A 20323-nucleotide genomic window follows, 5' to 3' on the forward strand; every position below is an offset into this window, starting at 1 on the left:
CATTGACAGAAGCGCGCCTGGACAGCGACGTTCCACGCGGTGTGACACTCGAAAGGTGGGGGAGCGGGCTGCGATGAACGGACAGCAGAGCGATCTCTCCGGCGCGCCGGCTGGCAGCGTTTTTAGCATGGTCTGCCCCGCCGCCCGCCAGGCCGGCTGTTCCCTGCGTACGGCGGCTCTCGGCGCAGCGCCGGGGAGGAATGGGTTGAAAGAGTCGCTGACAGAATGCGAAATCGAAGTCTTCCTGTCCCTGGCCCGCGGGCACCGCATCGCTGTGAGGGATCATGAAACCGGGGCATTGTGGTACGGGCGGGTTGACATGACGTTTCCGGAACACGGATTTGTCTGGGTCATCACGGACGTCGGTGAGCGGAAGTTGCTCGACGTTGGCGTGCACACAATCTGGCGGCCGGAGGAGTCCGGCGCCTGCGGCCGCGTTCGCCGGGAAGCCGGTCGCCTTGGGCCTTCGACGATGAGCAGGGTGAGGGCCGTCTGACGCCGGGGGCAGGGCGTGGCCGCATGCAGCTGCGGCGTGGTGCGGCAGGAAAGAGGTCAGGGCCTCTTTGAATTGGTCGCGACCAAGCAACCAATACCCAAAAGAGACCCTGACATGAATAACTCTATGTCGTGTTCCGGTGGCCGCTGGTGCACGCGCGCGGATGCGCTGCTCGGTGTCGAGGGCGTCCGCGTCAGCTCCGTCACGGCAACCGGTACCGGCCTGCTTCTGGGCGTCGAAACCGGGGAGAACGTCACCGGCTGCGCCGACTGCGGCGTCATCGCGGTCGGGCATGGACGCCGCCAGGTCCGTCTCCATGACATTCCCTGTTTCGGCCGCCCGGTGCGGCTGCTGTGGGCCAAACGTGTCTGGCGGTGCCCGGACCCGGACTGCCCGAGAACGACGTTCACAGAGGAGCACCCGCTGGCAGGACCACGGGCGAAGCTCACCGCCAGGGCCGCCGGGTGGGCGACCGATGCGCTCCAGCATTTCGACACCTCGGTCTCCGCCTTGGCCCATCAGCTCGGCGTCTCCTGGCACACCGTCTGGGACGCGGTCAGGATCGAAGCCACCCGGCGGATCGCATCGACCGGCCGGCTGACCGGGGTAGATGCGCTCGGGGTCGATGAGCATGTCTGGTCCCACACCGGCCCGCCCGGAACCGGCATGGTCACCGGGATCGTGGACCACACCCGCGACCCCGCGGGGGTGGTGCACGCCAGGTTGCTTGACCTGGTTCCGGGCCGGTCGGGGAAGGCCTATGCGGACTGGCTCAAAGAACGCGGCGCAGGGTTCACTGCCGGGATCAAGACCGCCGCGCTGGATCCGTTCCGCGGCTACGCGAACGCGATCCGTGACGAGCTGCCCGAAGCCATCGCCGTTCTGAACGCGTTCCATGTCGTGAAGCTCGGCTCGGCCATGATCGACGAGGTCCGCCGCCGGGTCCAGCAGGACACCCTGGGACACCGCGGCCGCAAGGGCGACCCGCTCTACGGAATCCGTCGAACCCTGCAGATCGGCGCCGAACACCTCACCGACAAACAAGCCGCCCGGCTCGATGCTAAGCTCAGCGCCGGGGATCACGGCCACGAAGTCACCCTGGCCTGGCAGTGCTACCAGAAGCTCCGCAACATCTACCACGCCCGCCCGGAGCGGGGCCGGGAACTCGTCAACGAAGTAATCACATCATTCCCGACCTCCCCATCCCGGAAGTCGCCCGACTCGGGCGGACACTCAATGGAAGACAGCGATCCTAGCCTACTTCGACACCCACGGCGCTTCCAACGGACCCACCGAAGCGATTCAATGGCGTCATCGAAACCACCCGCCGAATCGCCCGCGGCTTCCGCAACTTCACCAACTACAGACTCAGATGCCTACTGGCCGCCGGCGGCCACCGCCCCTACCGGAACAAACAGACCAACCATGCCTAAACGCGAAGCCGCTTTAAGTCTTCTAGACCAGGCGCCCCTGGAGTTCTTCTGCGGCTGCCCGGAGCATGCCCCCGAGGTCGCTGCGAAGCTCCTCCGACATGCGGTGGGCCGGCACAGATACGTTGATTCCGTAGACAGTGCCGCTTGGGCCGGCAACCGCGGCGGCGACCGATGTCACCCCGTCTTCGCTCTCTTCGCGGCTATTTGCGTAACCCCTGTGCCGGATTTCGTCGAGCTCCCTTTCAAGGTCCGACCTGGAGGTAATTGAGTTGGTAGTCAGCTTGGGGAGTTCCTGCCCTGGGTACAGATTCCGCAGCTGCTTCTCACCGAGGAGGCTCAGCATCGCTTTACCAGTCGCAGTGCAGTTTGCTGGCAAGGTGAGGCCCTGGCGGGAACCGACGCGGACCGCTCGCCTGCTTTCGATGGCGTCGATGAATTGGACGTCAGTCCTCTCAAGCCTGGCGAAGTGGACGGTTTCTCCCGTTTGTTCGAAGATCCGCTCGAGGACCGGCCGGGCCAGTGTCCGGATGTCCACCTGCCGTCTGATCGCAAAGGCAATCGAGCTCAGCGCCTGCCCAGGTTCGTAGGCCCGGGTCGCCGGGTTCTGCCGAACGAAGCCACGGTAGAGAAGCATGCCCATCAGCCGGTGCGCCGTCGACGACGCCACGCCCAAGTAAGTGCTGGCATCGGTCAGCCTGATGCTGGGCTGGGTTTCGAACAGCAGGAGCAGCCGCAGGGCGTTATCAACAGACTCGATGGGGTATTGCGGCGGCGGACCGTATTTGGATCCGTCTTCTGTCTCTGTCGATCGCATGCCTTGTATCGTACCCAGCGTCGGCGGGACTGTCGGCACTGCCGCGCTGGCCGGCTTCATGGGCTGACGCTCAGCCGGGCGAGCTCGTGTCGCCAGGCGGTCGCGATGTTGAACGGCCCTCCGAGATCTGGCAGCTCCGCCATGTCGGGACCGGGAAGGTCGTGCAGCTGCCCTCCGGCTGCTGTGATCTGAAGCGACAGGCCTGCCAAGGTGTTTACGCTGATGGCTTGGAGGACCGCCTGCTCCATCGTCGGCGCCGCGCTGGTGAGGCCGTGTCCGCGCAGCAGCACCACGGGCCGATCGCCCATGGCGTCGAGCATTTCCGCTGCGAGCTCGCGGTTTCGCACGAGCACTCCTCTGGGGTAGACGGGTATTCCGTCTGCCGCCAGGCGGGTGCCCGGGATGTCGAACGCCCCGACGATCGGCCGGATAGCGAGCCCTGCCAAGTCGGCGGCCACGACCTGCGGGGGGGGTATTGCGGCGGCGGACCGTATTTGGATCCGTCTTCTGTCTCTGTCGATCGCATGCCTTGTATCGTACCCAGCGTCGGCGGGACTGTCGGCACTGCCGCGCTGGCCGGCTTCATGGGCTGACGCTCAGCCGGGCGAGCTCGTGTCGCCAGGCGGTCGCGATGTTGAACGGCCCTCCGAGATCTGGCAGCTCCGCCATGTCGGGACCGGGAAGGTCGTGCAGCTGCCCTCCGGCTGCTGTGATCTGAAGCGACAGGCCTGCCAAGGTGTTTACGCTGATGGCTTGGAGGACCGCCTGCTCCATCGTCGGCGCCGCGCTGGTGAGGCCGTGTCCGCGCAGCAGCACCACGGGCCGATCGCCCATGGCGTCGAGCATTTCCGCTGCGAGCTCGCGGTTTCGCACGAGCACTCCTCTGGGGTAGACGGGTATTCCGTCTGCCGCCAGGCGGGTGCCCGGGATGTCGAACGCCCCGACGATCGGCCGGATAGCGAGCCCTGCCAAGTCGGCGGCCACGACCTGCGGGGGGTGGGCATGCACAACGGAGTTGATATCCGGGCGCCGCCGCAGCAGCTCGGTGTGCAGAGGCAGCTCGTTGGGGACCGTGTAGCCGCTGTCGAGCTCGCCTTCGGCGGCGGGATTGCCGTCGAGGTCGACCAGCCGGATGTCGTTGGCTTCGGTGTGCGCGAGGCCACGCTCCTTGGGACCCCTGCAACGGACCAAGAGCTCGTTCTCCCCCGTTCGCGCACTGATGTGGCCGAGGATTCCGTCGGCGAGGCCGCGGCCGGCCAGGACCCGGCAGGCCATTGCGATGGCCTGCCGTTGCTCTTCGTGGACCACCGGCGGCTGACTTCCCCGCATCAGAGTGCCGCCGTCGGCCGGGGCTCGAGCAGGAGCTCGAGTTTGTCGCGCAGTTCCTGCACGCCGATCCCTGATCCCATGCCGCGGCGGCAGGCAAGCAGGGCCTTCGGCCAGTTCACGATCGCGGCACCGTACAGTTCCACTCCGTCGGTGGTGTAGAGCGCTGCGAACCGACCGTGCAGCTCAGGGTCTCCGATGAGGACATGGTCGGCGTTGCCTCCCACGCGACCGACGACCTGGATTTTCCAGTCGTGCTGGTCGCTCCAGACGTATTCAACCGGTGTGTACTCGCGGGGACTGTCCGGATGGGTGATGTTGTGGGCGACGCATGAGGCTTGCTCAACCGCGTTTGTCCAGTGCTCGATCCGGATGTCCGCACCGTGCTTCTGATGCCGCCAGCGCGCCACGTCGCCGACGCCATACACGTTCGGGGCGTCCACAGCCCTGCAGAACTCGTCCAGCACGACGCCGTTGTCCACCAGCAGTCCCGAGGAGGCCAGCCAGGCGTCGTTGGGAACCGCGCCGATCCCGATGAGAACGGTGGCGGCTTGTACTGTCTGGCCGTTGGTAAGCCTGACGCTGAAGGACCCGTGCTCGCCCTCAATGGCCTCGACTCCGGTGCCAAAGATCGTGGTGACGCCGTTGTTGCGGTGGAGTTCTCCAAACAGCTGTGCGATTTCGGCGTTGAAGATGCGGCTCATTGGTATGGGCATCGGGTCGATGACTGTCACTTCCAGACCGAGCGTACGTGCCGTCGCGGCTGCTTCGGCACCGATGAAACCGGCGCCGATCACTGCCAGTTCCCCGCCTTTGAGGAGGTCGGCGCGCAGTTTCCGGGCATCGTCCAGGGAACGGAGCACGTGGATCCCGGGCCGTTGGCCCCAGGGTGAGGGTCGGGCAGATGCGCCCGTGGCGATCACAAGGTTGTCGAAGTGTAGGGGTTCGTGGTCCTGGAGGTACAACAGGTTTCCGGCGACATCGATGCCTGTGGCGGCGTGCCCGAGCAGCAGCCGGATGCTGGCTTCCTCCGCCTGCTCGCGGGTAAGGAGGCGGATGGACGACTCCTCTGCTTTGCCGGAGAGGACGGATTTGGACAACGGCGGCTTGTCGTACGGGAGTTCCGTCTCAGCACCGACGAGGACGATGTCGCCTTCATACCCCTCCAGGCGCAGGGACTGGGCAGCACGCACGCCGCCGGTTGAGGAGCCGACGATAACTGTGGTCGTGTTCATCAGTCCTCCACTACTAGGGCGGACACCGGGCAGCTGCGGGCAGCCTCGGTGACACGGGAACGCTCGGCCTCGGGAACTTTGGTCCTGAGGAGAACAACGATTCCGTCGTCATCCAGATCAAAGTAGTCGGGTGCCCCAACGACGCAGTTGGCGTAGCCCTGGCAGGCTTGCAGATCTGCTTTTACGGTAGGCATTGTCAATCTCCTTGGCCTCTAGATGTTGTTTTTGTTCTGGGGCGGCTGCTCGTCCTCGGTGACAAGCGGCCCGAACGGATGCCCGATCATGGCCGAGAAGGTTGCCGGCGCCTGCCAGGTGAGGGCTTCCAGCTCCAGGGGGCACAGGGACACCCACTGGCCGGAGCGCGGGGACTTGATCATCAGCCGCGAGCCGTTCCGCGTCTCGACGCGGCTTACCTGGACTTCGGAGAATTCGTTGGCGATCACGATCGGAGCGCCGTTGACCCGTGCTTCCAGCCGGTCGCGCTCCTCCGCCGCTCGAATGGCGGCAAGGCGGTCCTCCTCTTCGCCTTCCCATTCGAGTTTCATAGGAATATGGCCAGATTCTGCATCCGGATGACCGCCTCGTCGACCATGATGGTGCGGCGGGCGAGCTGCCAGCCGGAGCCGGTGCGGCGCAGCAGATCCTCCCTGCCTGCCGACACGGTCGCGGCCTCGCGGACGTCGCCCCGGCTGCGGAACAGCAGGACCGCCGAATCCACGATGATCTCATCCGGGTTACCGGTACGGAACGTCCGGACGTTGGTGACGTAGTGGCGCAGCCGCGACGGAGGGTCTTCGGTCCAGGCGTGTTCCGTGGCGAAGCGCGCCGCCCTGCGGCTCAGCGAGTACTTGTTTTCATCCATGTGCGCCATCCCGGGAGACGTGCTGTAACCGGCCCCGAGGGCAGTGGTCACCCTCACCGGCATGAGATAGTGCACGTCGTCCGTGAGGCGGCTCAGCCACTCGTCGTACTCCTGTGCGTCGAGCAAATAGGATTCATCGACAAGCCACTTGTGGGCTTGCAGATGAAGTTCATCATTGAACGGCAGGGAGTCACCCGTCCTCTGAGTACGGGGGGCGTGCCCTCCCAGCACCGACTGCTCCGAGAGAGATTTGTTGCTGCGTTCGGTTACGGCTTCAATACCCACGGCTAGCCCTCCTTCGAAACGGTCATTGCCGGGGCGTGCCCGTTGTGCTCAGCGGGAGCCGGGAAAGAATCCGGGGTGTCAGACGGACAGTCCTGCACCGGATTGCTGCCGACGTGCACCTGGGCCGCTTTTTCCATCGGTCGTTCAAGATGGTTGGCCCATCGCAGGAGCAGTTCACGCTGGTTGTATTCGCTGTATCCGACGCGGGTCGAGCCGGGGCCGGAGTACTGCTCGGGGGTCAGGGGTTCGACGACGTTCTGTCCGTTTTCCAGCATGCCCATGCGGCTGTTCAGCAGCAGGCGCCGTGCCATCGGGCCGCCGGCGGTGCTGGTCAAGGAAACCCAGTTTTCCACGTCGTCCTGCTCGAACATGCCGCCGCTGCCAAAGCACATGAGATAGGCCTTGTAGGAAAGTGCCTTAAACTCTTCGGGCGCGTTCTTGTCGACGGCGAACCACGATACGATCTCGGTCTCGTCTTCACTGATTGGCTGCCACTGCCGGATGGAGATGAACGGGAGCACTTCATCGGAGTCTTCTTCGACCCGTGGCCAGTTGTGCACGAAGCTCATGTTCGGGAACACCGACGCCGCCGACACCATGAACCCGTCCTTGCCCACGACGTCGAGCTGCTCCTGGCTCCACTGCTCTTTCATGCGGGCGATCATCTCGTCCGGGTAGCCCACGTAGCGGAGGCGGTCCTCCAGGCTTCCTTCGGGAAGCTTGTAGGTAGTTCCGCCGCCGTTGCCGGCCCAATAGGTTGTCCCGTCCTTGCGCTTTTCCGCCTTTGGTTCGCGGAACAAACCAATTTCGACGACGGAGGTGTGGGTCTGGGGGGTGTGATACATGTCGCCGGCGAAGTTTTCGGCTCCGATTTTCCAGTTGGCCTTGACCCGCCACCGCTGCGGCCCGCGCAGTTCAATCCCGCCGGAGCTTTGCTTCGTGTAGTAGTCCATGTAGAACTTGAAGTCACCCAGGAAGTCCTCCAACGGCTCTGCGTCAGGATCCAGGCTGACGAAGATAAGGCCGTTGTAGATGCCCAGGGAAGGAGCAGGCAGCAACGTCTGCCCCTGCTTCTTGAAGCCCTCTTCGCCGCCGTATGCCTCTTTGTGGAAGGGCAGTCCGACTATGCGGCCGTCGTTACGGTAGGACCACCCGTGGTACGGGCAACGGAAGTGGGAAGCGTTTCCCATCTCCGTGCGGCAGACCTGCATGCCGCGGTGAAGGCACATGTTGAACAGTGCCCGGATTTCTCCATGTTCATCACGGGAAATGATGAATGAGTCTTCCAGGACGCGGCGCACCACGTAGTCGCCAGCTTCGGGCACCTCGGATTCGTGGGCGACGAAAAGCCAGCTGCGACCAAAGACCCGCTCCTTTTCAAGCTCGAAGATCTCTTTGTCGTTGTAAATGTGTGCAGGGATCATGCCCTGCCGTACATCCTGAATCACGCCGCTGTGGTCAGTCATTGATGGATCTCCTTGTCCGGGCCGGCAAGACGCCAGTCATCTCTGGTAATCAGAGATAGTTTCTTTTAGAAAGAGAATGACTTAAAGTGTGGCGTTCGTCAAGCCCCCGACGAGACTCATCTAAAGTGCTCGCGAAATGGGGTGCGTGCCTAATACGAAAGTAAGGTGGGTCAGGCTGCCTCCTGGTTACTTAAGGTGACGTTGTAGCCGAGTTCTTGGAGGCGGCGGATGGCGTTGTTCTTGGTGCGGGTGGGGTCCTTTTTGGTAAAGAAGTCGGATCCTGGGTCGTGGTAGCACTCGCCGTCCGCGAGCATGTGCCAGACGGCGGTGAGGATGGAGTGTTGGGTGGCGACGATGGCTTTCATCTTGCCGCGGCGCACAATGAGTCTCTTATAGCGTGCCCCGAGGTAGCTGTTCTTGGGGTTTCTGGAAATCGACAAGGCCGCGACGCCCAGAGCGCCCTTGAGATAGCGGTTCCCAGGTCGGGTCCTGGTGGACTTTGCCCGGCCGGCAGACTCGTTGGATCCTGGGCTTAGGCCCGCCCAGGATGCGAGTCGGCCCGGGCTCTGGAAGGAGCTCATGTCTGCCCCGGTTTCGGCGATGATGACATCGGCCACGAGGGTGGAGACCCCGGGAATGGTAGCTAGAAATTCCCGTGCCGTTTGAAAGGGTTCCATCGCCTCGTTGATGCGGGTGGTGAGTTCCTCGACGCACCGAGTGATGGAATCGATGCGTTCCAGATGCATGTTGCAAAGATAAGCATGGTGCACCTCGAAGCGTCCGGTCAGCGCCTCTACGAGCTCGGGAACCCGCACGCGCATGCGCCCCCGAGCCAGGTCAGCCAACACCTGCGGATCCCGCTCACCCTTGATAAGTGCCTTGAGCATGGCCCGGGAGGAGACACCCATCAGGTCCGAAACATGGTCCGAGAGCTTAAGGCCGGTAGACTCCAGAAATTTCTCCAGTCGTTGGACTTCCCGGGTCCGGTCCTGGGTGGCGATGGTTCGTGCCCGGGTCAAATCCCGAAGTACGCGGATCGGTTGAGGCGGGACAAAACAAGGGCGCAGCAGCCCGTGCGCACCGAGCTGAGCTAACCAGGAAGCGTCGGACACGTCAGTTTTTCGCCCGGGAATGTTGCGGGCCGCCTTCGCATTGACGAGCATCACTGGCAGGAGGTCCTCCATCAGGTAGTAGAACGGCTTCCAGTAATCACTGGTTGCCTCCATGACCACCGTGGTGACCTTCGCGGCGACCAGCATGTCCCGCAGGGCGAGGATCTGATTGGTGGTGGAACCCCAGGTGGTGACCTCGGTGGAAAAAGTCCCGGCACGCTTGCCCGGGGACCGGATGGCGACCTTCGCGTCACCCTTGGAAATATCAATGCCCGCGGCACGTTCATGAACCAAGTCCACGGGACACCTCCTAACCTGCTTGTTTCAATGGGTGGTGATGCCTGCCATGTAGAGGGTGGAATTAAATCAGGACTCTAATACTCGTGCTCACAGCAACAATCCACGGTTCCCGTGGAACCCTCCGCACCACGCTCATTTACGGGCCAAACAACAGCACCAAGGAACGACCGGCGTCGGACACGGCAGACACCACCATCATCCCGCTGAGCCATCCGATTCACCAGAGGCAAGGTGCGTCAAGAGGGACTTTCGACACCCACGGCGCGCAGCGGCGCTGGCACGCTCATTTGGGAAATGCTCGCGAAATCTCTGGTGCATGGTCGGGTGCTTTGGTGTGCTGGAGGGATGTATGGGTTGACGTTGTCTGCGCGCAGGGAAATCACTAAGAAGGAAGCCGGCGCGTATGTGGCGGCGTCGAAGAAGGCCAAGGGCGAGATCCTGGACCGGTTGGTGGCGGAGGTGGGCTGGTCGAGGGCGAATGCCCGGCGGCAGCTGGGCAGGGCCTTCAAGCGGCGGGGCCCGGCCCGTATGGAGGTGCGCAAGCCGAGACCGCCGACGTATGGCTATGACACGGTGAAGGTGCTCCAGCAGGTCTGGGTCGTGGCTGGGCAGCCCTGCGGGAAGTACCTGGCCGCGGTCATGGGCACCACACTGGCCAACATGGACGCCCATATCCGCGCTGGCGCTTTCGGGAGGGTGCGGGCCCGTTACAGCCCCGCAGTGCATGACCAGTTGCTGGCGATGAGCGCGGCAACGATCGACCGGCTGCTGGCACCGTTCAAGCTCTCGATGTATCCGGACGGGAAGTCCACGACCAGGTCGCGGCGGAACCAGTACACCGAGTCGATCCCGATCATGTCCCGCATCCCGGATATTGACTGGCAGCCTGGCCTGGTTGCCATCGATACGGTCGCGCATTGCGGCAACAATGCCAAAGGCCAGTACGCATTCACACTGACCGCCACGGACGTGTACACCGGCTGGACCAGCAACCGGGCGATCAAGAACAAAGCCGCCAAATGGGTGGTCAAGGCGATGGATGAAATCCTGGACGAATTCCCATACCCCATCGACCACATCCATAGCGACAACGGCTCTGAATTCCTCAACGATCCGGTCACTACCTGGTGCAATGCCCATAACATCCGCATGACCCGGTCCCGGCCCCACCACTCCAACGACAACCCGTTCGTGGAGCAGAAAAACGAGGCCGTCGTCCGCCGCTCGGCGTTCAACTACCGCTACGACACCGATGCTGAATTGGGGCTCCTGAACGAGCTCTGGCCGCTGGTGAACCTGCGCAAAAACCTGTTCCTGCCCACCAAGAAAGTCACCGGATATCACCTGAGCCGCAAGGGGAAGTCAGTGCGCAGCTACGACGACCCGCGGACCCCGGCAGACCGGATCAAGGACACCGGGATCATGCTCGAACCCCAACGTCACTACCTGGACGAGCTCTACGCCAGTCTGGACCTGGCCGGCCTGACGAACCGGATCAACGAGATCCAGCAGCGACTCATCCGGCTGGCCGCCGCCAAGACCTACTCCCAAGCACCCCACGCAGCATGAGACTTTCGCGAGCACAATAGATGAGGCACGCAGGAATCATTTGGCGAGCATCTTGACATGAGGCACCACGGCCCCAGTCGGCCGAGTGGCCGAGGCCCCGCCGGACCGCGTCCGTTGGCCGGGATTCAGTGACCGTTTTCCGCAGCATCTGAGTCCCGCGCAGCAGTTTCGCCCATATCCAGGCGGGCCAGATCGTTCATGTCGTCGGCGGTCAGGGTGAAATCGAACGCAGAGATGTTCTCTCTCAACCAGACGGGGTCCGAAGCCTGCGGGATGGGCACCAGGTCCTGCTGAATGTGCCATCGCAGCAGGACCTGGGCAGGTGACCTGTTCAGACGGTCGGCGATGGCCACCACAAGGGGGTTCGCACGCAGTCCGGATTCACGGCCGATCGGGCTCCAGGATTGGGTGAGGATTCCCAGCTCCCGGTGGACCGCACGCGGTTGTGTGCGCGCCAGAGCAGGACTTAGCTGAATCTGGTTGACGTCCGGAACGACTCCGGTCGCTTCGATGATTTTCCTCAGGTGGGCCGGCTTGAAGTTGGAGACGCCGATGGCCTTGACGGCGCCTTCCTCTAACAGGGTTACAAGGCCTTTCCATGCCTCCGCATACGCGCCAAGCGCCGGCACCGGCCAATGGCACATGAACATGTCCAGATAGTCGACCCTAAGCTTCCGCAGGCTTTCGTCGTACGCCCGACGGACGCCGTCGACGCTGTGGGACTCCTTGTTGAACTTGCTGGAAATAAAGAGTTCCGCCCGCGGGACGCCGGCGGTTCTGATGCCGCGGCCCACGGCTTCTTCGTTGCGGTATTGAACGGCCGTGTCGACCAGCCTGTAGCCGGTCTGCACGGCACAGCGGACGGCTTGCTCGCATTCGGCGTCCAGCATCGGCCATGTTCCGAGGCCGATCCGCGGCATACTGTGTCCGTTCAGCAAGGGCAGCCTTGAGGTCGCACCTGGTCTCGGAGCCGTACTCGTTTCATTTATCATCGGAGGGCCTCGTCTTTCGGATCTGTCGATAGTTTGCTAAACGGCTGAAGCCTCAGCTCTTTATGTTTGGGCCATCACGGGTGCGGTCAGCTCAAGGTAGGCGTTTGCCTCCTGCAAGCCAACGCCGCCGCCACACTTGTTGTCGATGTCGAACAGACTGGCCAGATGCGGCAGCTCGGCACGGTCGCCGTAATCCAGCAAGTGAAGCACAACGCATAACTGCTGTCCAGATGTTAATTCCGTTCAGCAGAGAACTGGCGAGATCTGCCGGTGTGGCAGTGGTAGCCGCCCGCCCAGCGCCGTCTGGCCTGTAATCCTCGCCAGTGGGGGCCATTAAACGCATCGCCATGAGATAGCTTCGGATAGGGCCAAGCCTCCCGGAGACCGCCTCCCTTTTGAAGAAGAGCGACCCGGGCCATGTCGAGGCGTTGGCCCGGGCTTTGTCCGTGCTGAAGGCCTATCAGCAGCCAGGACAGGCCATTGTCGGTCTCGGATGTTGCCGAGTTCGTCGGGATCGCCAGGACCGCGGCGGGGCGATTCATCCTCACCCTGGAATACCTGGGTTATCTGTCCTACGACGCCAGTGGCTATTCCTTGCGGCTAGCAGTGCTGGAGATCGGGGATGCCTATCTGCTGAGCCATAAGCTGCTGGCGGTGGCCCATCCGCACCTTGCGTCGCTGGTGCAGGAGGCTGGCGAGACAGCATCGCTGACGGTGCTGCACCGGGGCAGCGTGGTCTACGTGGACCGGGTCCACGCCGACCGCGTCCTGACCGTCAACATCATCATCGGCACCAGCCTGCCGGCGTACGCGACGGCGACCGGGCGCGTCCTTCTCTCCGGGCTCACCGAGGGGGAGCTTGATGAATATCTGGAAGCCCTGGTGCCGGAAAGCCTGACCGGCAACACCGCGATCGACCGCGAGGAAATCCGGAAGAGGATAACCGCGGCCCGGGAGCAAGGCTGGTCGCTGGCCGACCAGGAGCTGAAGCTGCTAAGTTCCTTGGCGTGCAGGCTCGACGAATCGACCGCCGAGGACAGTACTTCCGATCACTCCTGGCAACTAGGAACCTGTTCCGGGGCGCCTTGAACTCCGGGATCGGCTCAACAGCCGATGCTGCCGAGGTCGAAGCCGTCGTTCGGCGGGCCTGGAAGCGCTAACCTCGAAGCCGCAGCTTGCTCCATAACTAAAATTTCTTGAGTTTGTGACATATTGGAACCATGTCACCATCAACGTCGTGCAGCCTAGCCGAGGACCTACGCTCGCGCGGGAATAACGGGGTCGACCTGCGGGAACGACTGCGAGGCGATTGGCGCGACACGGCAGCGACATCCCACTTAAGGGAACCTGATTCCGATTCCATGGAGAATGTCCATGGAAAACCAAGGAATGAGGATGCCATGCCACAGCCCTTCAAGGGAGACCGCCGGAACATCACCGTGCGGATGCAGGCTGCTGATACCCAGAAGCTGCAAGCTTTCTCGGACATTACCGGCGACTCCAAGAGCGATGTTGTTGCTCGCGGGGCCATCGTGGCCGTCAAGGACATCATGCGTATCAACGGGTGGGCCGCCTCGGGCGCTACCGGGGCCTTCCGCATGGAAGCCGGATCCGAAGCCGCGGTCATCACTCGCCTTCGTGCAGCCGGTGCCGTCATCATCGGAACGGCCAACCTGCATGCCCTGGCCTATGGTCCTTTCAGCACCAGCAGCGACTTCGGCGCCGTGGGAAACCCCCTGAACCGCGGCAGCGGTCGCCGCCGGCTTGGCGGACGTGGCCATCGGAACCGACACTGACCCTCGGCACCCCACACCTGCTCTTCTTCGTCGTGGCAGCTGCGGCTCCCGTGGGGTTCGTGCTCAGTGCCGTTCCCCTGGCCATCGGACGCGGCGGCATCGGCACGGTAGGTGCCTTCATCGTCACCGCGGTCGTCCTCTTGCTCTTCGCCGTCGGTTTTGTCGCCATGGCCCAACGGGTCCAACAGATCGGCGGACTCTACGAATTCGTTGTCGAAGGCATCGGCCGGGTCCCAGGAGTGGGAGCCGCGTACGTTGCAGTCGCGACCTACGCCCTTGCAGCGATCGGTGCCACTGGTGCGTTCGCTGTCTTCGCGGACATCGCGAGTCAAGATCTGCTGGGCTTCGAGGTGCCCTGGACAGTGTGGGCGCTCGGAGTCGCAGCATTGATGGGTGTGTTCGGCATCCTGAGGATCGAAGCCAACGCCAAGGTCCTCGGGGCCATTATCGTCGTCGAGATCGCCATGCTCCTCGTAGTGGCCTGCGTCATTGTGTGGCAAGGAGGGGCAGAGGGCCCCTCGATCGCACCCTGGCAACCGAAGGAAGTCTTCGGAGGGCACAGCGGCGCAATGTTCGCAGTCACTTTCGCTGCCTTCGCAGGCTTCGAGGCGACTGCGATCTATTCCGATGAAGTCAAGAACAAGCGTTCCATCGCACGTGCAACATTCCTCGTGATAGTGGCGCTGGCGGCACTGTATTCCTTTGTCACATGGGCATTAATCACAGCGTATGGAAATATCGGTGCAGTCTCGGCCGCCGCCACAGATCCGACAACCATGTTCTTCACAGCGACTCAGACATATGTCGGCACCTGGGCAGTCAGAATATTCGAGGTCTTGATAGTTGCGAGCTGGTTCGCTTCCATCCTCGCGTTCCACAACGCCACCGCGCGTTACCTGGCGACCATGGGGTCGAACGGCATGGCCCCGAAGTGGCTCAACACAATTCGCCAGAAGTCGAGAACGCCATGGAAAGCAAGCGTGTCGCATACCGCACTGACTTTCGTCGTCATCACCGCTTTCGCATTCTTCAACGGGGATCCCTACCTCGATCTGTACATCCTTGGAAGCACCCCCGCCATCATCGGAATTCCTCTCCTCGAACTTCTGGCCGGCATCGCAATAATCTGCTATTTCTACCGTCGTACCCCATCCCGAACCAGAACCGTCGTCCTCGTCACCTCAGGACTGGCCGCCGCGTGCCTGGCAGCAATCATCGCAGCAATCATCGCAAATATCGAACTGTTCACCGCACGCACCGGCGCTGCCAACTTGATTGTTTCGGCCCTGATGTTCCTTCTCTTCCTCGGCGGGATGGCGTGGGCACTCCTCCGCCGCGATCACACAAGCCCGCACAGTGCGCACCCCAGATCATCGCCAGATCAGCACAACCAGGAGTCTTCATGACCTACAACTCATTCGATCGCGGACGACATCCTGTAGGCGTACGCACTCGTGGTTCGACGACGAGCGCAACCGCGAGCTACCCGTCGAAATCTGGTACCCGGCCACAGACGAAGTCCGCGGTCACGACCTAGATCCTCAACGACAGGATTCGTTCGCTCCAGGCTGGGTCACAGAGAACGACACGGACGTCGAGCTCTCGAAACAAGCAGCGATACGCAACGCACCCGCACTACCAGGACCCCACCGTTTGATTCTGCTGATCCACGGTTGGGCCGGCTTCCGGCGCGAGTCGACGTTCATCGGAACCCACCTGGCCAGTCACGGATACATCGTTGTCTCGCCGGATGTTGTCCTGAGCACGTACACCGACGTCGACGCATTCTTGTCGGCCCAGACGCAGCCCACCGACGCGCACGCGCTGCACCATCACCTGACAGCAATCGCAGATGCTCGGAAGGGCGACATCACTTTCCTCGTCGACCGAGCCGAAGCATCTCTCGATGTCGACGTCAGTGCGGTCGGTATCACCGGCGCAAGCTTCGGGGGCTGGAGTTCACTTCAAGCACCGGCGAGCGACGCCCGGATCGCAGCCGTCGTCCCCATGTGCCCCGCCGGCGGGCGCTCCCCCGTGGTCCCGAACGAATCCAACCTGTTCAGGGCACTTCTGGACCTGGACTGGAAGCAACCGGCTGCAACACTCCTACTCGCCGCCGATCGCGATGCGCTCCTGCCACTCGACGGTCAGCTGGAACTTCTCCGTCGTGTCCCTACCCATGATCGGCAAATGGTGGTGCTGCAATCCGCCGATCACAATCACTTCGTGGACGACATCGACACCGGCCAGGAGTGGCTGCGCGAATTCGCACACCGAATTGCCGCACTCTTCCCACAACGCGAATGCGGCAACTGGCCTCTCGTCGCCGCATCGGTCGTACCCGCGAACGAAATTGTCCCAGGTGCCGAGGCGCATCAGGCGTGGCGAGGTCTCATCACGGCACACATGGACGCCCACCTGAGATCGAACATCGAAGCACGAGAGTTATTGCACGGCAACATCAGCGAGGCGCTTGCCCACCGCGAGATCGGGGCTTTCGTCATCGATCCCCGGCCGGCTACGGCGTGAACTACGCACCCGGCGCTCTGAAAGGACGAGGCATGCCCCATAACGGTAAGCACCACAATGCGAAGATCACCGTCGAAGATGTCGGAGCGCACACCGGCACCGGCGTTGCGCTGCCGAAAATCGACCCGACACTGTATGCGCGAGTGATGCAGTGACCGAACAAGAACGAATCGGCTCGATTGTCGACGAAGCTTACGAATTGATCGGATTCGAGCCAGGAGAGCAGCCTCAATGGCAGGACTTCTGCCGGTTGTTCGTCCCATCTGCAACCCTTGCGCTCCGCGTCTTTCCACAGGATGACGCAATCACCGTGATGAGCCTAGAGGAATACAGTCGAGCGCAGATGCAACACAGCCTCAGCGACCACGGCTATACAGAGACGCCAACAACCCGAACCGTTGACATATTTGGCTCCGTCGCAGTAGTGCACCAGAACTTTACGATGAACTTCACTCACCAAGAACCATCGAATGCTATCGACGTGTTTCTTTTGGCATGCGTCGACGCCCTCTGGCGAATCATCTCGGTGGTCAGTGACAACGTCCCTATGGAGATGACCGGGGATGGGGCCTGAGCCCAGCCTGTCGGTTCGACCACCTACTCGCTCAACGGAAGTGGCCTGGCCGAGCCACGAGAGCGATACGGCACCCTGCCCTCGCGCGGAGACGAAATCGACACCGTGATCGACCTCTATCGAGCTCGCGGGAAGCGGGATCACTCGTGTCAGGCACACGAGGTCAAAGCGCCCGACCTCGCCTGCGGCGGGGGACACCTCGACTCACTCCGTCAAATGAGCTATCGCGGAAATATCGACGAGCGCTCCAGGGTGAACCAGCCTCGGCGTGAGAACGATAGCGCTCGCAGGCGGATTCGTCGTGTTGACGAACCGGTCTCGAACTTCGCCGAACTTGTGGGCACTCTCCACGAATCCTTCCTCCGCCAGGACCGAAATTTTGACCACATTGTCGAAGGTCGCGCCCACGACAGCGAGTTGAGATTCGATGTTCCTGAACGCCTGCTCGAACTGGGCCTCGAAATCTCCGGGCCCCACCAGGGAGCCTGCCGCGTCGAGCGCCATTTGGCCGGTGATGAATACCAGTCGACCTCCGGACACTTCGACAACGTTGGAAAACCCGTGTGGTGCCTGTGCCAGAAAGCGGGTGGAAGGTTCGGTGACAGTCATTGTCATCCTTTCGGAAGCGAATCGTTAAGTGGAGGTTATCCTCCGAATCGAGCGTAGCACGCATACGTCGGATTCGGAGGAAGACTTCCACTTAGGACGGACCGCTAGCAGCCCCTGCGTAAGATCTCGCACACCCTTCAACCGGACGCACACCCTTCAACCGGACGCACAGCCTCGGTCCGGTATCGACTGCGTACGATCAGATCTGACTCGCAGGCCACCGCGGTGCAGACCCGCCATCTCGTGCTTGCACGAAATTTCGAAAGGCAAAACGGACGATGGCGCAACGCGAAGAACCACGACCCGTCGCCCCTCCCGAACTCGGGTCGGCGGAGCCACTCCGTTCAGATGCAGCGCGAAACCGAGAGCGGATATTGAAGGCAGCACGTGCCCTCTTCGCCGAGCACGGGCTCAATGTTCCCCTCGAAGCGATAGCCGAGAGGGCTGACGTCGGTATCGCTACCCTGTACCGACGTTTCCCGACACGAGACGAGCTCATTGCGGCGAGCTTCGAGGACAAGATGCGCCGATACAGCGAAGCGGTGCGAGATGCGCTCGAGCTCCCGGACGGCTGGTCGGCTTTCTGTCAATTCGTCAACGAGGCGTGCGCAATGCAGGCATCGGACATCGGCCTTCGTGACGTGCTGACGCTGACTTTCCCCGAGTCGCCGAGCCTCGAAGAACAGCGCCGACGCACAGCTGACGGCTTCGCCGAAATCGTTAGGCGCGCCCAAGACGAGGGCACACTGCGGAACGACTTCGTCACACAGGACTTCGTACTTCTCCTACTTTCTAACGCCGGCGTCATCAGCGGTATGCGCAATGCCGCACCCGACGCATGGAAGCGCCACGTAGCGTTGATGATTCAGGCGTATCGAGCAGATCACGCCGCACCCCTCCCCGATCCACCGACGCACGAGCACGTGTGGGCAGCAATGAACCGGCCGGACCGCGGCTGAAACACCACCCGACACACACACCGGTCGAAACCTGATGCCGCACAGTCGATCGAGGTCTCCAGAACACCGCTTCACGACCGGCGCAGCGACGTCCAAGAATTGACTATCCTGCGCCGCACACGCTTCCGGCAGCGCCGGTCGGATCCGCAAGCTCCGCCCCCGGCGGCAAGCACTCGGACGCGTGCTCCCGCAGGACAAGACGCTGTGTCGGCTTCGCGTCCACGTACCGCTGCCGGCCTTCTTCGGTGATCGACACAACTACCGAACGCCGATCACTCGATGCCATAACCCGGACCACCAGCCCGTCACCCTCCAGGTTCGCAACCAACCTCGACAACGCGGACTGCGACAGATGCACCTGCTCGCTCAACTGGTTCATCCGAACAGCTTCGGCCTCGCGATCCGAATAGAGAACCTGCAGTACCTCGAACTCGCTCGAGCTGAGGTCGTGATCACGCTTGAGCGCCACATCGAGCTTGCACAGAACTGTGTGGTAGCTACCCATCAAGTCGTGCCACGCCCGTGCGAGCTGATCCTCTGTCCATGGTTGCGGCATACCTTGATTGTACCCACATCGTATGCAAGCACAATTTATGTGTCATCAACCTATGCATTTGCATATTATGCACCAGCATGTACTCTCCATTGAGTTGCCGAACCGACGACAACATCACAAACGCAAGGGGTCATCAGATGCATGACAGATACGGACTCTCAGGAAAGACTGCCGTGGTCACGGGCGCAACGGCTGGCATTGGTGGAGCAGTGGCGCACGGGCTGTCGGCTGCAGGCGCTCACGTCGTGGCGGTCGGTCGTGACCGACAACGCGGCGAGGCGTTGTGCGACAGGATTTCCGCCGAGGGCGGCTCAGTAGAGTTCGTCAGTGCGGACGTGGGCGAACAATCCGGACTGGACGATGTCCTCGACGTGGCCCGTGCGCGTCCTGTCGACATTCTCGTCAATAACGCAGGGACGGCGATCTTGGGCCCGACCGAAGCGCTCACACCCACCGATTTCGACAAGATGATCGCCACCAATATTCGCGGAGCGTTTTTTCTCGTCGCTGGCATCGCGCCCGGAATGGCGGAGCGCGGTAGCGGCAGCATCGTGAACGTCAGCAGTATGGCCGGAGCCGTCGGAACTCCCGGGGCGGCAGTCTACGGTGCCACCAAATCGGCCTTGGAATCGTTGACACGATCATGGGCGGCCGAATACAGCGCTCGAGGTGTCCGAATAAACAGCGTCGCACCCGGACCGACCTACACCGCTGCCGCACCGCGGGATTGGTTCGATACGGTCGGCCTGACAACCGCCATGCAACGGGCAGCGGAGCCGACCGAGATCGGAGAAATGATCCTGTTCCTTTCCTCGGAGCGGGCGAGCTACGTCACCGGCAGCACATTCCCCGTCGACGGTGGGCGCACCGCAATCTGACCGGCCCTCGCTCCCACAGAAGTCGCCTTCATTCGACCCGCAGCTCAAGACACGCTGCGCAATCGGCGCACGAAGATCTCCGATCAGATCGAATTCCTCCACGGGGCAAGCGACACTGCACAGTTAGGATGCGTGGATGCGCAAGGTGATCAGTGTCGCGAGCCTCGATCTGAACCTGCTGGTCTCGCTCGACGCTCTTGTACAGCACAAGAGCGTGACCAAAGCCGCTCAGCAACTGAGCCTGAGCCAGCCCGCGCTGTCAGCTTCCCTGGCGCGCCTGCGACGACACTTCGGTGACGAACTGCTCTACCGAGTCGGCAACGAATACCACCTGACTCCGCTGGCAGCCGAACTTCGTCAACGCACCGGCCTTGCCCTCGATGGCGTCGAGCGTGTCTTCTCCGCGCAACCCGAGTTCGACCCTGCGCAGTCGACGCGCGAATTTGGTGTTCTGCTAAGCGATTACGGAATCACGGTCCTAGTAGTACTTTGTTAGGTCGGCGTGTCGGCTCGAGTTTTCCGTCGATTCTCG

At 62.3% G+C, this 20323-nt stretch carries 23 protein-coding genes and 2 pseudogenes; 12 read left to right on the forward strand and 13 right to left on the reverse strand.

The genetic code is table 11. The features are described from left to right. Positions 1-73 precede the first annotated feature (73 nt). Together ACODSO_RS11210 and ACODSO_RS11215 are read left to right on the forward strand one after the other, a co-directional pair. On the forward strand, positions 74-496 hold the full coding sequence (locus ACODSO_RS11210) for a hypothetical protein (protein WP_156525812.1): 423 nt from the start codon (positions 74-76) through the stop codon (positions 494-496). 126 nt (positions 497-622) lie between these two features. Further along, positions 623-1684, forward strand: a pseudogene (locus ACODSO_RS11215) (ISL3 family transposase); the annotation flags it as partial. A gap of 267 nt (positions 1685-1951) precedes the next feature. Here ACODSO_RS11215 and ACODSO_RS11220 read toward each other — a convergent pair. The 9 genes and pseudogenes from ACODSO_RS11220 to ACODSO_RS11260 form a co-directional block, all read right to left on the reverse strand. Next, a complete protein-coding gene (locus ACODSO_RS11220) occupies positions 1952-2743 on the reverse strand; it encodes an IclR family transcriptional regulator (protein WP_047040750.1) in 792 nt (263 codons plus the stop codon). 56 nt (positions 2744-2799) lie between these two features. Next, positions 2800-3255: pseudogene (phtC, locus tag ACODSO_RS11225) on the reverse strand (3,4-dihydroxyphthalate decarboxylase); the annotation flags it as partial. Between the two features lie 70 nt (positions 3256-3325). Then, positions 3326-4072, reverse strand: coding sequence for a 3,4-dihydroxyphthalate decarboxylase (gene phtC / locus ACODSO_RS11230; protein ID WP_047040748.1), 747 nt, complete (start codon positions 4070-4072; stop codon positions 3326-3328). After that, positions 4072-5304, reverse strand: coding sequence for an NAD(P)/FAD-dependent oxidoreductase (locus tag ACODSO_RS11235; RefSeq protein ID WP_047040745.1), 1233 nt, complete (start codon positions 5302-5304; stop codon positions 4072-4074). The genes phtC (ACODSO_RS11230) and ACODSO_RS11235 overlap by 1 nt, the downstream gene beginning before the upstream one ends. Continuing rightward, entirely contained in the window at positions 5304-5498 is a 195-nt protein-coding gene (locus ACODSO_RS11240; RefSeq protein WP_047040743.1) for a ferredoxin, read from the reverse strand. The genes ACODSO_RS11235 and ACODSO_RS11240 overlap by 1 nt, the downstream gene beginning before the upstream one ends. 18 nt (positions 5499-5516) lie before the next feature. Further along, on the reverse strand, positions 5517-5849 hold the full coding sequence (locus ACODSO_RS11245) for a hypothetical protein (protein WP_047040740.1): 333 nt from the start codon (positions 5847-5849) through the stop codon (positions 5517-5519). After that, positions 5846-6445: a 3-phenylpropionate/cinnamic acid dioxygenase subunit beta gene (locus ACODSO_RS11250; RefSeq protein ID WP_095795377.1), complete on the reverse strand. Its 600-nt coding sequence runs from the start codon at positions 6443-6445 to the stop codon at positions 5846-5848. Before ACODSO_RS11250 ends, ACODSO_RS11245 begins: the two co-directional genes overlap by 4 nt. An 8-nt stretch (positions 6446-6453) precedes the next feature. Continuing rightward, positions 6454-7917 (reverse strand): aromatic ring-hydroxylating oxygenase subunit alpha, encoded by a 1464-nt coding sequence (locus ACODSO_RS11255; protein WP_047040736.1) that lies wholly within the window; start codon positions 7915-7917, stop codon positions 6454-6456. 170 nt (positions 7918-8087) lie between these two features. Next, positions 8088-9329, reverse strand: coding sequence for an IS110 family RNA-guided transposase (locus ACODSO_RS11260; protein ID WP_047040730.1), 1242 nt, complete (start codon positions 9327-9329; stop codon positions 8088-8090). Between the two features lie 354 nt (positions 9330-9683). Here ACODSO_RS11260 and ACODSO_RS11265 point away from each other — a divergent pair, with 354 nt between their 5' ends. After that, the gene (locus ACODSO_RS11265; RefSeq protein WP_157894437.1) at positions 9684-10898 is read left to right on the forward strand and encodes an integrase catalytic domain-containing protein; all 1215 of its coding nucleotides are present in this window, start codon (positions 9684-9686) and stop codon (positions 10896-10898) included. A gap of 125 nt (positions 10899-11023) precedes the next feature. On the opposite strand, the gene ACODSO_RS11270 is transcribed toward ACODSO_RS11265, so the two are convergent. Both ACODSO_RS11270 and ACODSO_RS11275 read right to left on the reverse strand, forming a co-directional pair. Beyond that, positions 11024-11890, reverse strand: coding sequence for an aldo/keto reductase (locus tag ACODSO_RS11270; protein ID WP_047040723.1), 867 nt, complete (start codon positions 11888-11890; stop codon positions 11024-11026). A 60-nt stretch (positions 11891-11950) separates the two neighbouring features. After that, positions 11951-12100 carry a hypothetical protein gene (locus ACODSO_RS11275; RefSeq protein WP_157894436.1) on the reverse strand — a complete coding sequence of 50 codons (150 nt, stop codon included), beginning with the start codon at positions 12098-12100 and terminating at the stop codon, positions 11951-11953. Positions 12101-12349: 249 nt separating this feature from the next. Here ACODSO_RS11275 and ACODSO_RS11280 point away from each other — a divergent pair, with 249 nt between their 5' ends. The 6 genes from ACODSO_RS11280 to ACODSO_RS11305 all read left to right on the forward strand — a co-directional run bounded on the left by ACODSO_RS11280 (position 12350) and on the right by ACODSO_RS11305 (position 16789). After that, complete coding sequence (locus ACODSO_RS11280) at positions 12350-12979, forward strand: IclR family transcriptional regulator domain-containing protein (protein WP_288438582.1); 630 nt, start codon at positions 12350-12352, stop codon at positions 12977-12979. 311 nt (positions 12980-13290) lie between these two features. Next, positions 13291-13686, forward strand: a complete 396-nt coding sequence (locus ACODSO_RS11285; RefSeq protein WP_489037048.1) for an amidase family protein — start codon at positions 13291-13293, stop codon at positions 13684-13686. Between the two features lie 17 nt (positions 13687-13703). Then, a complete protein-coding gene (locus ACODSO_RS11290) occupies positions 13704-15092 on the forward strand; it encodes an APC family permease (protein WP_489037060.1) in 1389 nt (462 codons plus the stop codon). Next, positions 15043-16215: an alpha/beta hydrolase family protein gene (locus ACODSO_RS11295; RefSeq protein WP_489037049.1), complete on the forward strand. Its 1173-nt coding sequence runs from the start codon at positions 15043-15045 to the stop codon at positions 16213-16215. The genes ACODSO_RS11290 and ACODSO_RS11295 overlap by 50 nt, the downstream gene beginning before the upstream one ends. A gap of 32 nt (positions 16216-16247) precedes the next feature. Beyond that, complete coding sequence (locus tag ACODSO_RS11300) at positions 16248-16370, forward strand: hypothetical protein (protein WP_269455165.1); 123 nt, start codon at positions 16248-16250, stop codon at positions 16368-16370. Beyond that, positions 16367-16789, forward strand: a complete 423-nt coding sequence (locus tag ACODSO_RS11305) for a nuclear transport factor 2 family protein (protein WP_489037050.1) — start codon at positions 16367-16369, stop codon at positions 16787-16789. The genes ACODSO_RS11300 and ACODSO_RS11305 overlap by 4 nt, the downstream gene beginning before the upstream one ends. Before the next feature lie 204 nt (positions 16790-16993). Here ACODSO_RS11305 and ACODSO_RS11310 read toward each other — a convergent pair whose 3' ends face one another. Beyond that, positions 16994-17398: a RidA family protein gene (locus tag ACODSO_RS11310; protein WP_068368045.1), complete on the reverse strand. Its 405-nt coding sequence runs from the start codon at positions 17396-17398 to the stop codon at positions 16994-16996. A 278-nt stretch (positions 17399-17676) separates the two neighbouring features. Between ACODSO_RS11310 and ACODSO_RS11315 the strand changes: the two genes are divergently transcribed. Beyond that, positions 17677-18357 (forward strand): TetR/AcrR family transcriptional regulator, encoded by a 681-nt coding sequence (locus tag ACODSO_RS11315; RefSeq protein ID WP_068368040.1) that lies wholly within the window; start codon positions 17677-17679, stop codon positions 18355-18357. 103 nt (positions 18358-18460) lie between these two features. Here the strand turns inward: ACODSO_RS11315 and ACODSO_RS11320 are convergent, their stop codons facing one another. Further along, the gene (locus ACODSO_RS11320; protein WP_068368039.1) at positions 18461-18913 is read right to left on the reverse strand and encodes a MarR family winged helix-turn-helix transcriptional regulator; all 453 of its coding nucleotides are present in this window, start codon (positions 18911-18913) and stop codon (positions 18461-18463) included. Positions 18914-19050: 137 nt separating this feature from the next. On the opposite strand from ACODSO_RS11320, the gene ACODSO_RS11325 reads away from it, so the two are divergent. Then, positions 19051-19791, forward strand: a complete 741-nt coding sequence (locus ACODSO_RS11325) for an SDR family NAD(P)-dependent oxidoreductase (RefSeq protein ID WP_489037051.1) — start codon at positions 19051-19053, stop codon at positions 19789-19791. A gap of 136 nt (positions 19792-19927) precedes the next feature. Continuing rightward, positions 19928-20287: a LysR family transcriptional regulator gene (locus ACODSO_RS11330; protein ID WP_489037052.1), complete on the forward strand. Its 360-nt coding sequence runs from the start codon at positions 19928-19930 to the stop codon at positions 20285-20287. Positions 20288-20323: the final 36 nt, after the last annotated feature.

Source organism: Rhodococcus sp. FG69, from assembly GCF_057808915.1.

Excerpts from the sequence above, each read along its gene's own strand:
- ACODSO_RS11210 (WP_156525812.1), top strand. The coding sequence starts at position 74 with ATGAACGGACAGCAGAGCGATCTCTCCGGCGCGCCGGCTGGCAGCGTT.
- ACODSO_RS11220 (WP_047040750.1), bottom strand. The coding sequence starts at position 2,743 with ATGCGATCGACAGAGACAGAAGACGGATCCAAATACGGTCCGCCGCCG.
- phtC (WP_047040748.1), bottom strand. The coding sequence starts at position 4,072 with ATGCGGGGAAGTCAGCCGCCGGTGGTCCACGAAGAGCAACGGCAGGCC.
- ACODSO_RS11235 (WP_047040745.1), bottom strand. The coding sequence starts at position 5,304 with ATGAACACGACCACAGTTATCGTCGGCTCCTCAACCGGCGGCGTGCGT.
- ACODSO_RS11240 (WP_047040743.1), bottom strand. The coding sequence starts at position 5,498 with ATGCCTACCGTAAAAGCAGATCTGCAAGCCTGCCAGGGCTACGCCAAC.
- ACODSO_RS11245 (WP_047040740.1), bottom strand. The coding sequence starts at position 5,849 with ATGAAACTCGAATGGGAAGGCGAAGAGGAGGACCGCCTTGCCGCCATT.
- ACODSO_RS11255 (WP_047040736.1), bottom strand. The coding sequence starts at position 7,917 with ATGACTGACCACAGCGGCGTGATTCAGGATGTACGGCAGGGCATGATC.
- ACODSO_RS11270 (WP_047040723.1), bottom strand. The coding sequence starts at position 11,890 with ATGATAAATGAAACGAGTACGGCTCCGAGACCAGGTGCGACCTCAAGG.
- ACODSO_RS11285 (WP_489037048.1), top strand. The coding sequence starts at position 13,291 with ATGCCACAGCCCTTCAAGGGAGACCGCCGGAACATCACCGTGCGGATG.
- ACODSO_RS11300 (WP_269455165.1), top strand. The coding sequence starts at position 16,248 with ATGCCCCATAACGGTAAGCACCACAATGCGAAGATCACCGTCGAAGAT.
- ACODSO_RS11310 (WP_068368045.1), bottom strand. The coding sequence starts at position 17,398 with ATGACTGTCACCGAACCTTCCACCCGCTTTCTGGCACAGGCACCACAC.
- ACODSO_RS11315 (WP_068368040.1), top strand. The coding sequence starts at position 17,677 with ATGGCGCAACGCGAAGAACCACGACCCGTCGCCCCTCCCGAACTCGGG.
- ACODSO_RS11320 (WP_068368039.1), bottom strand. The coding sequence starts at position 18,913 with ATGCCGCAACCATGGACAGAGGATCAGCTCGCACGGGCGTGGCACGAC.
- ACODSO_RS11325 (WP_489037051.1), top strand. The coding sequence starts at position 19,051 with ATGCATGACAGATACGGACTCTCAGGAAAGACTGCCGTGGTCACGGGC.
- ACODSO_RS11330 (WP_489037052.1), top strand. The coding sequence starts at position 19,928 with ATGCGCAAGGTGATCAGTGTCGCGAGCCTCGATCTGAACCTGCTGGTC.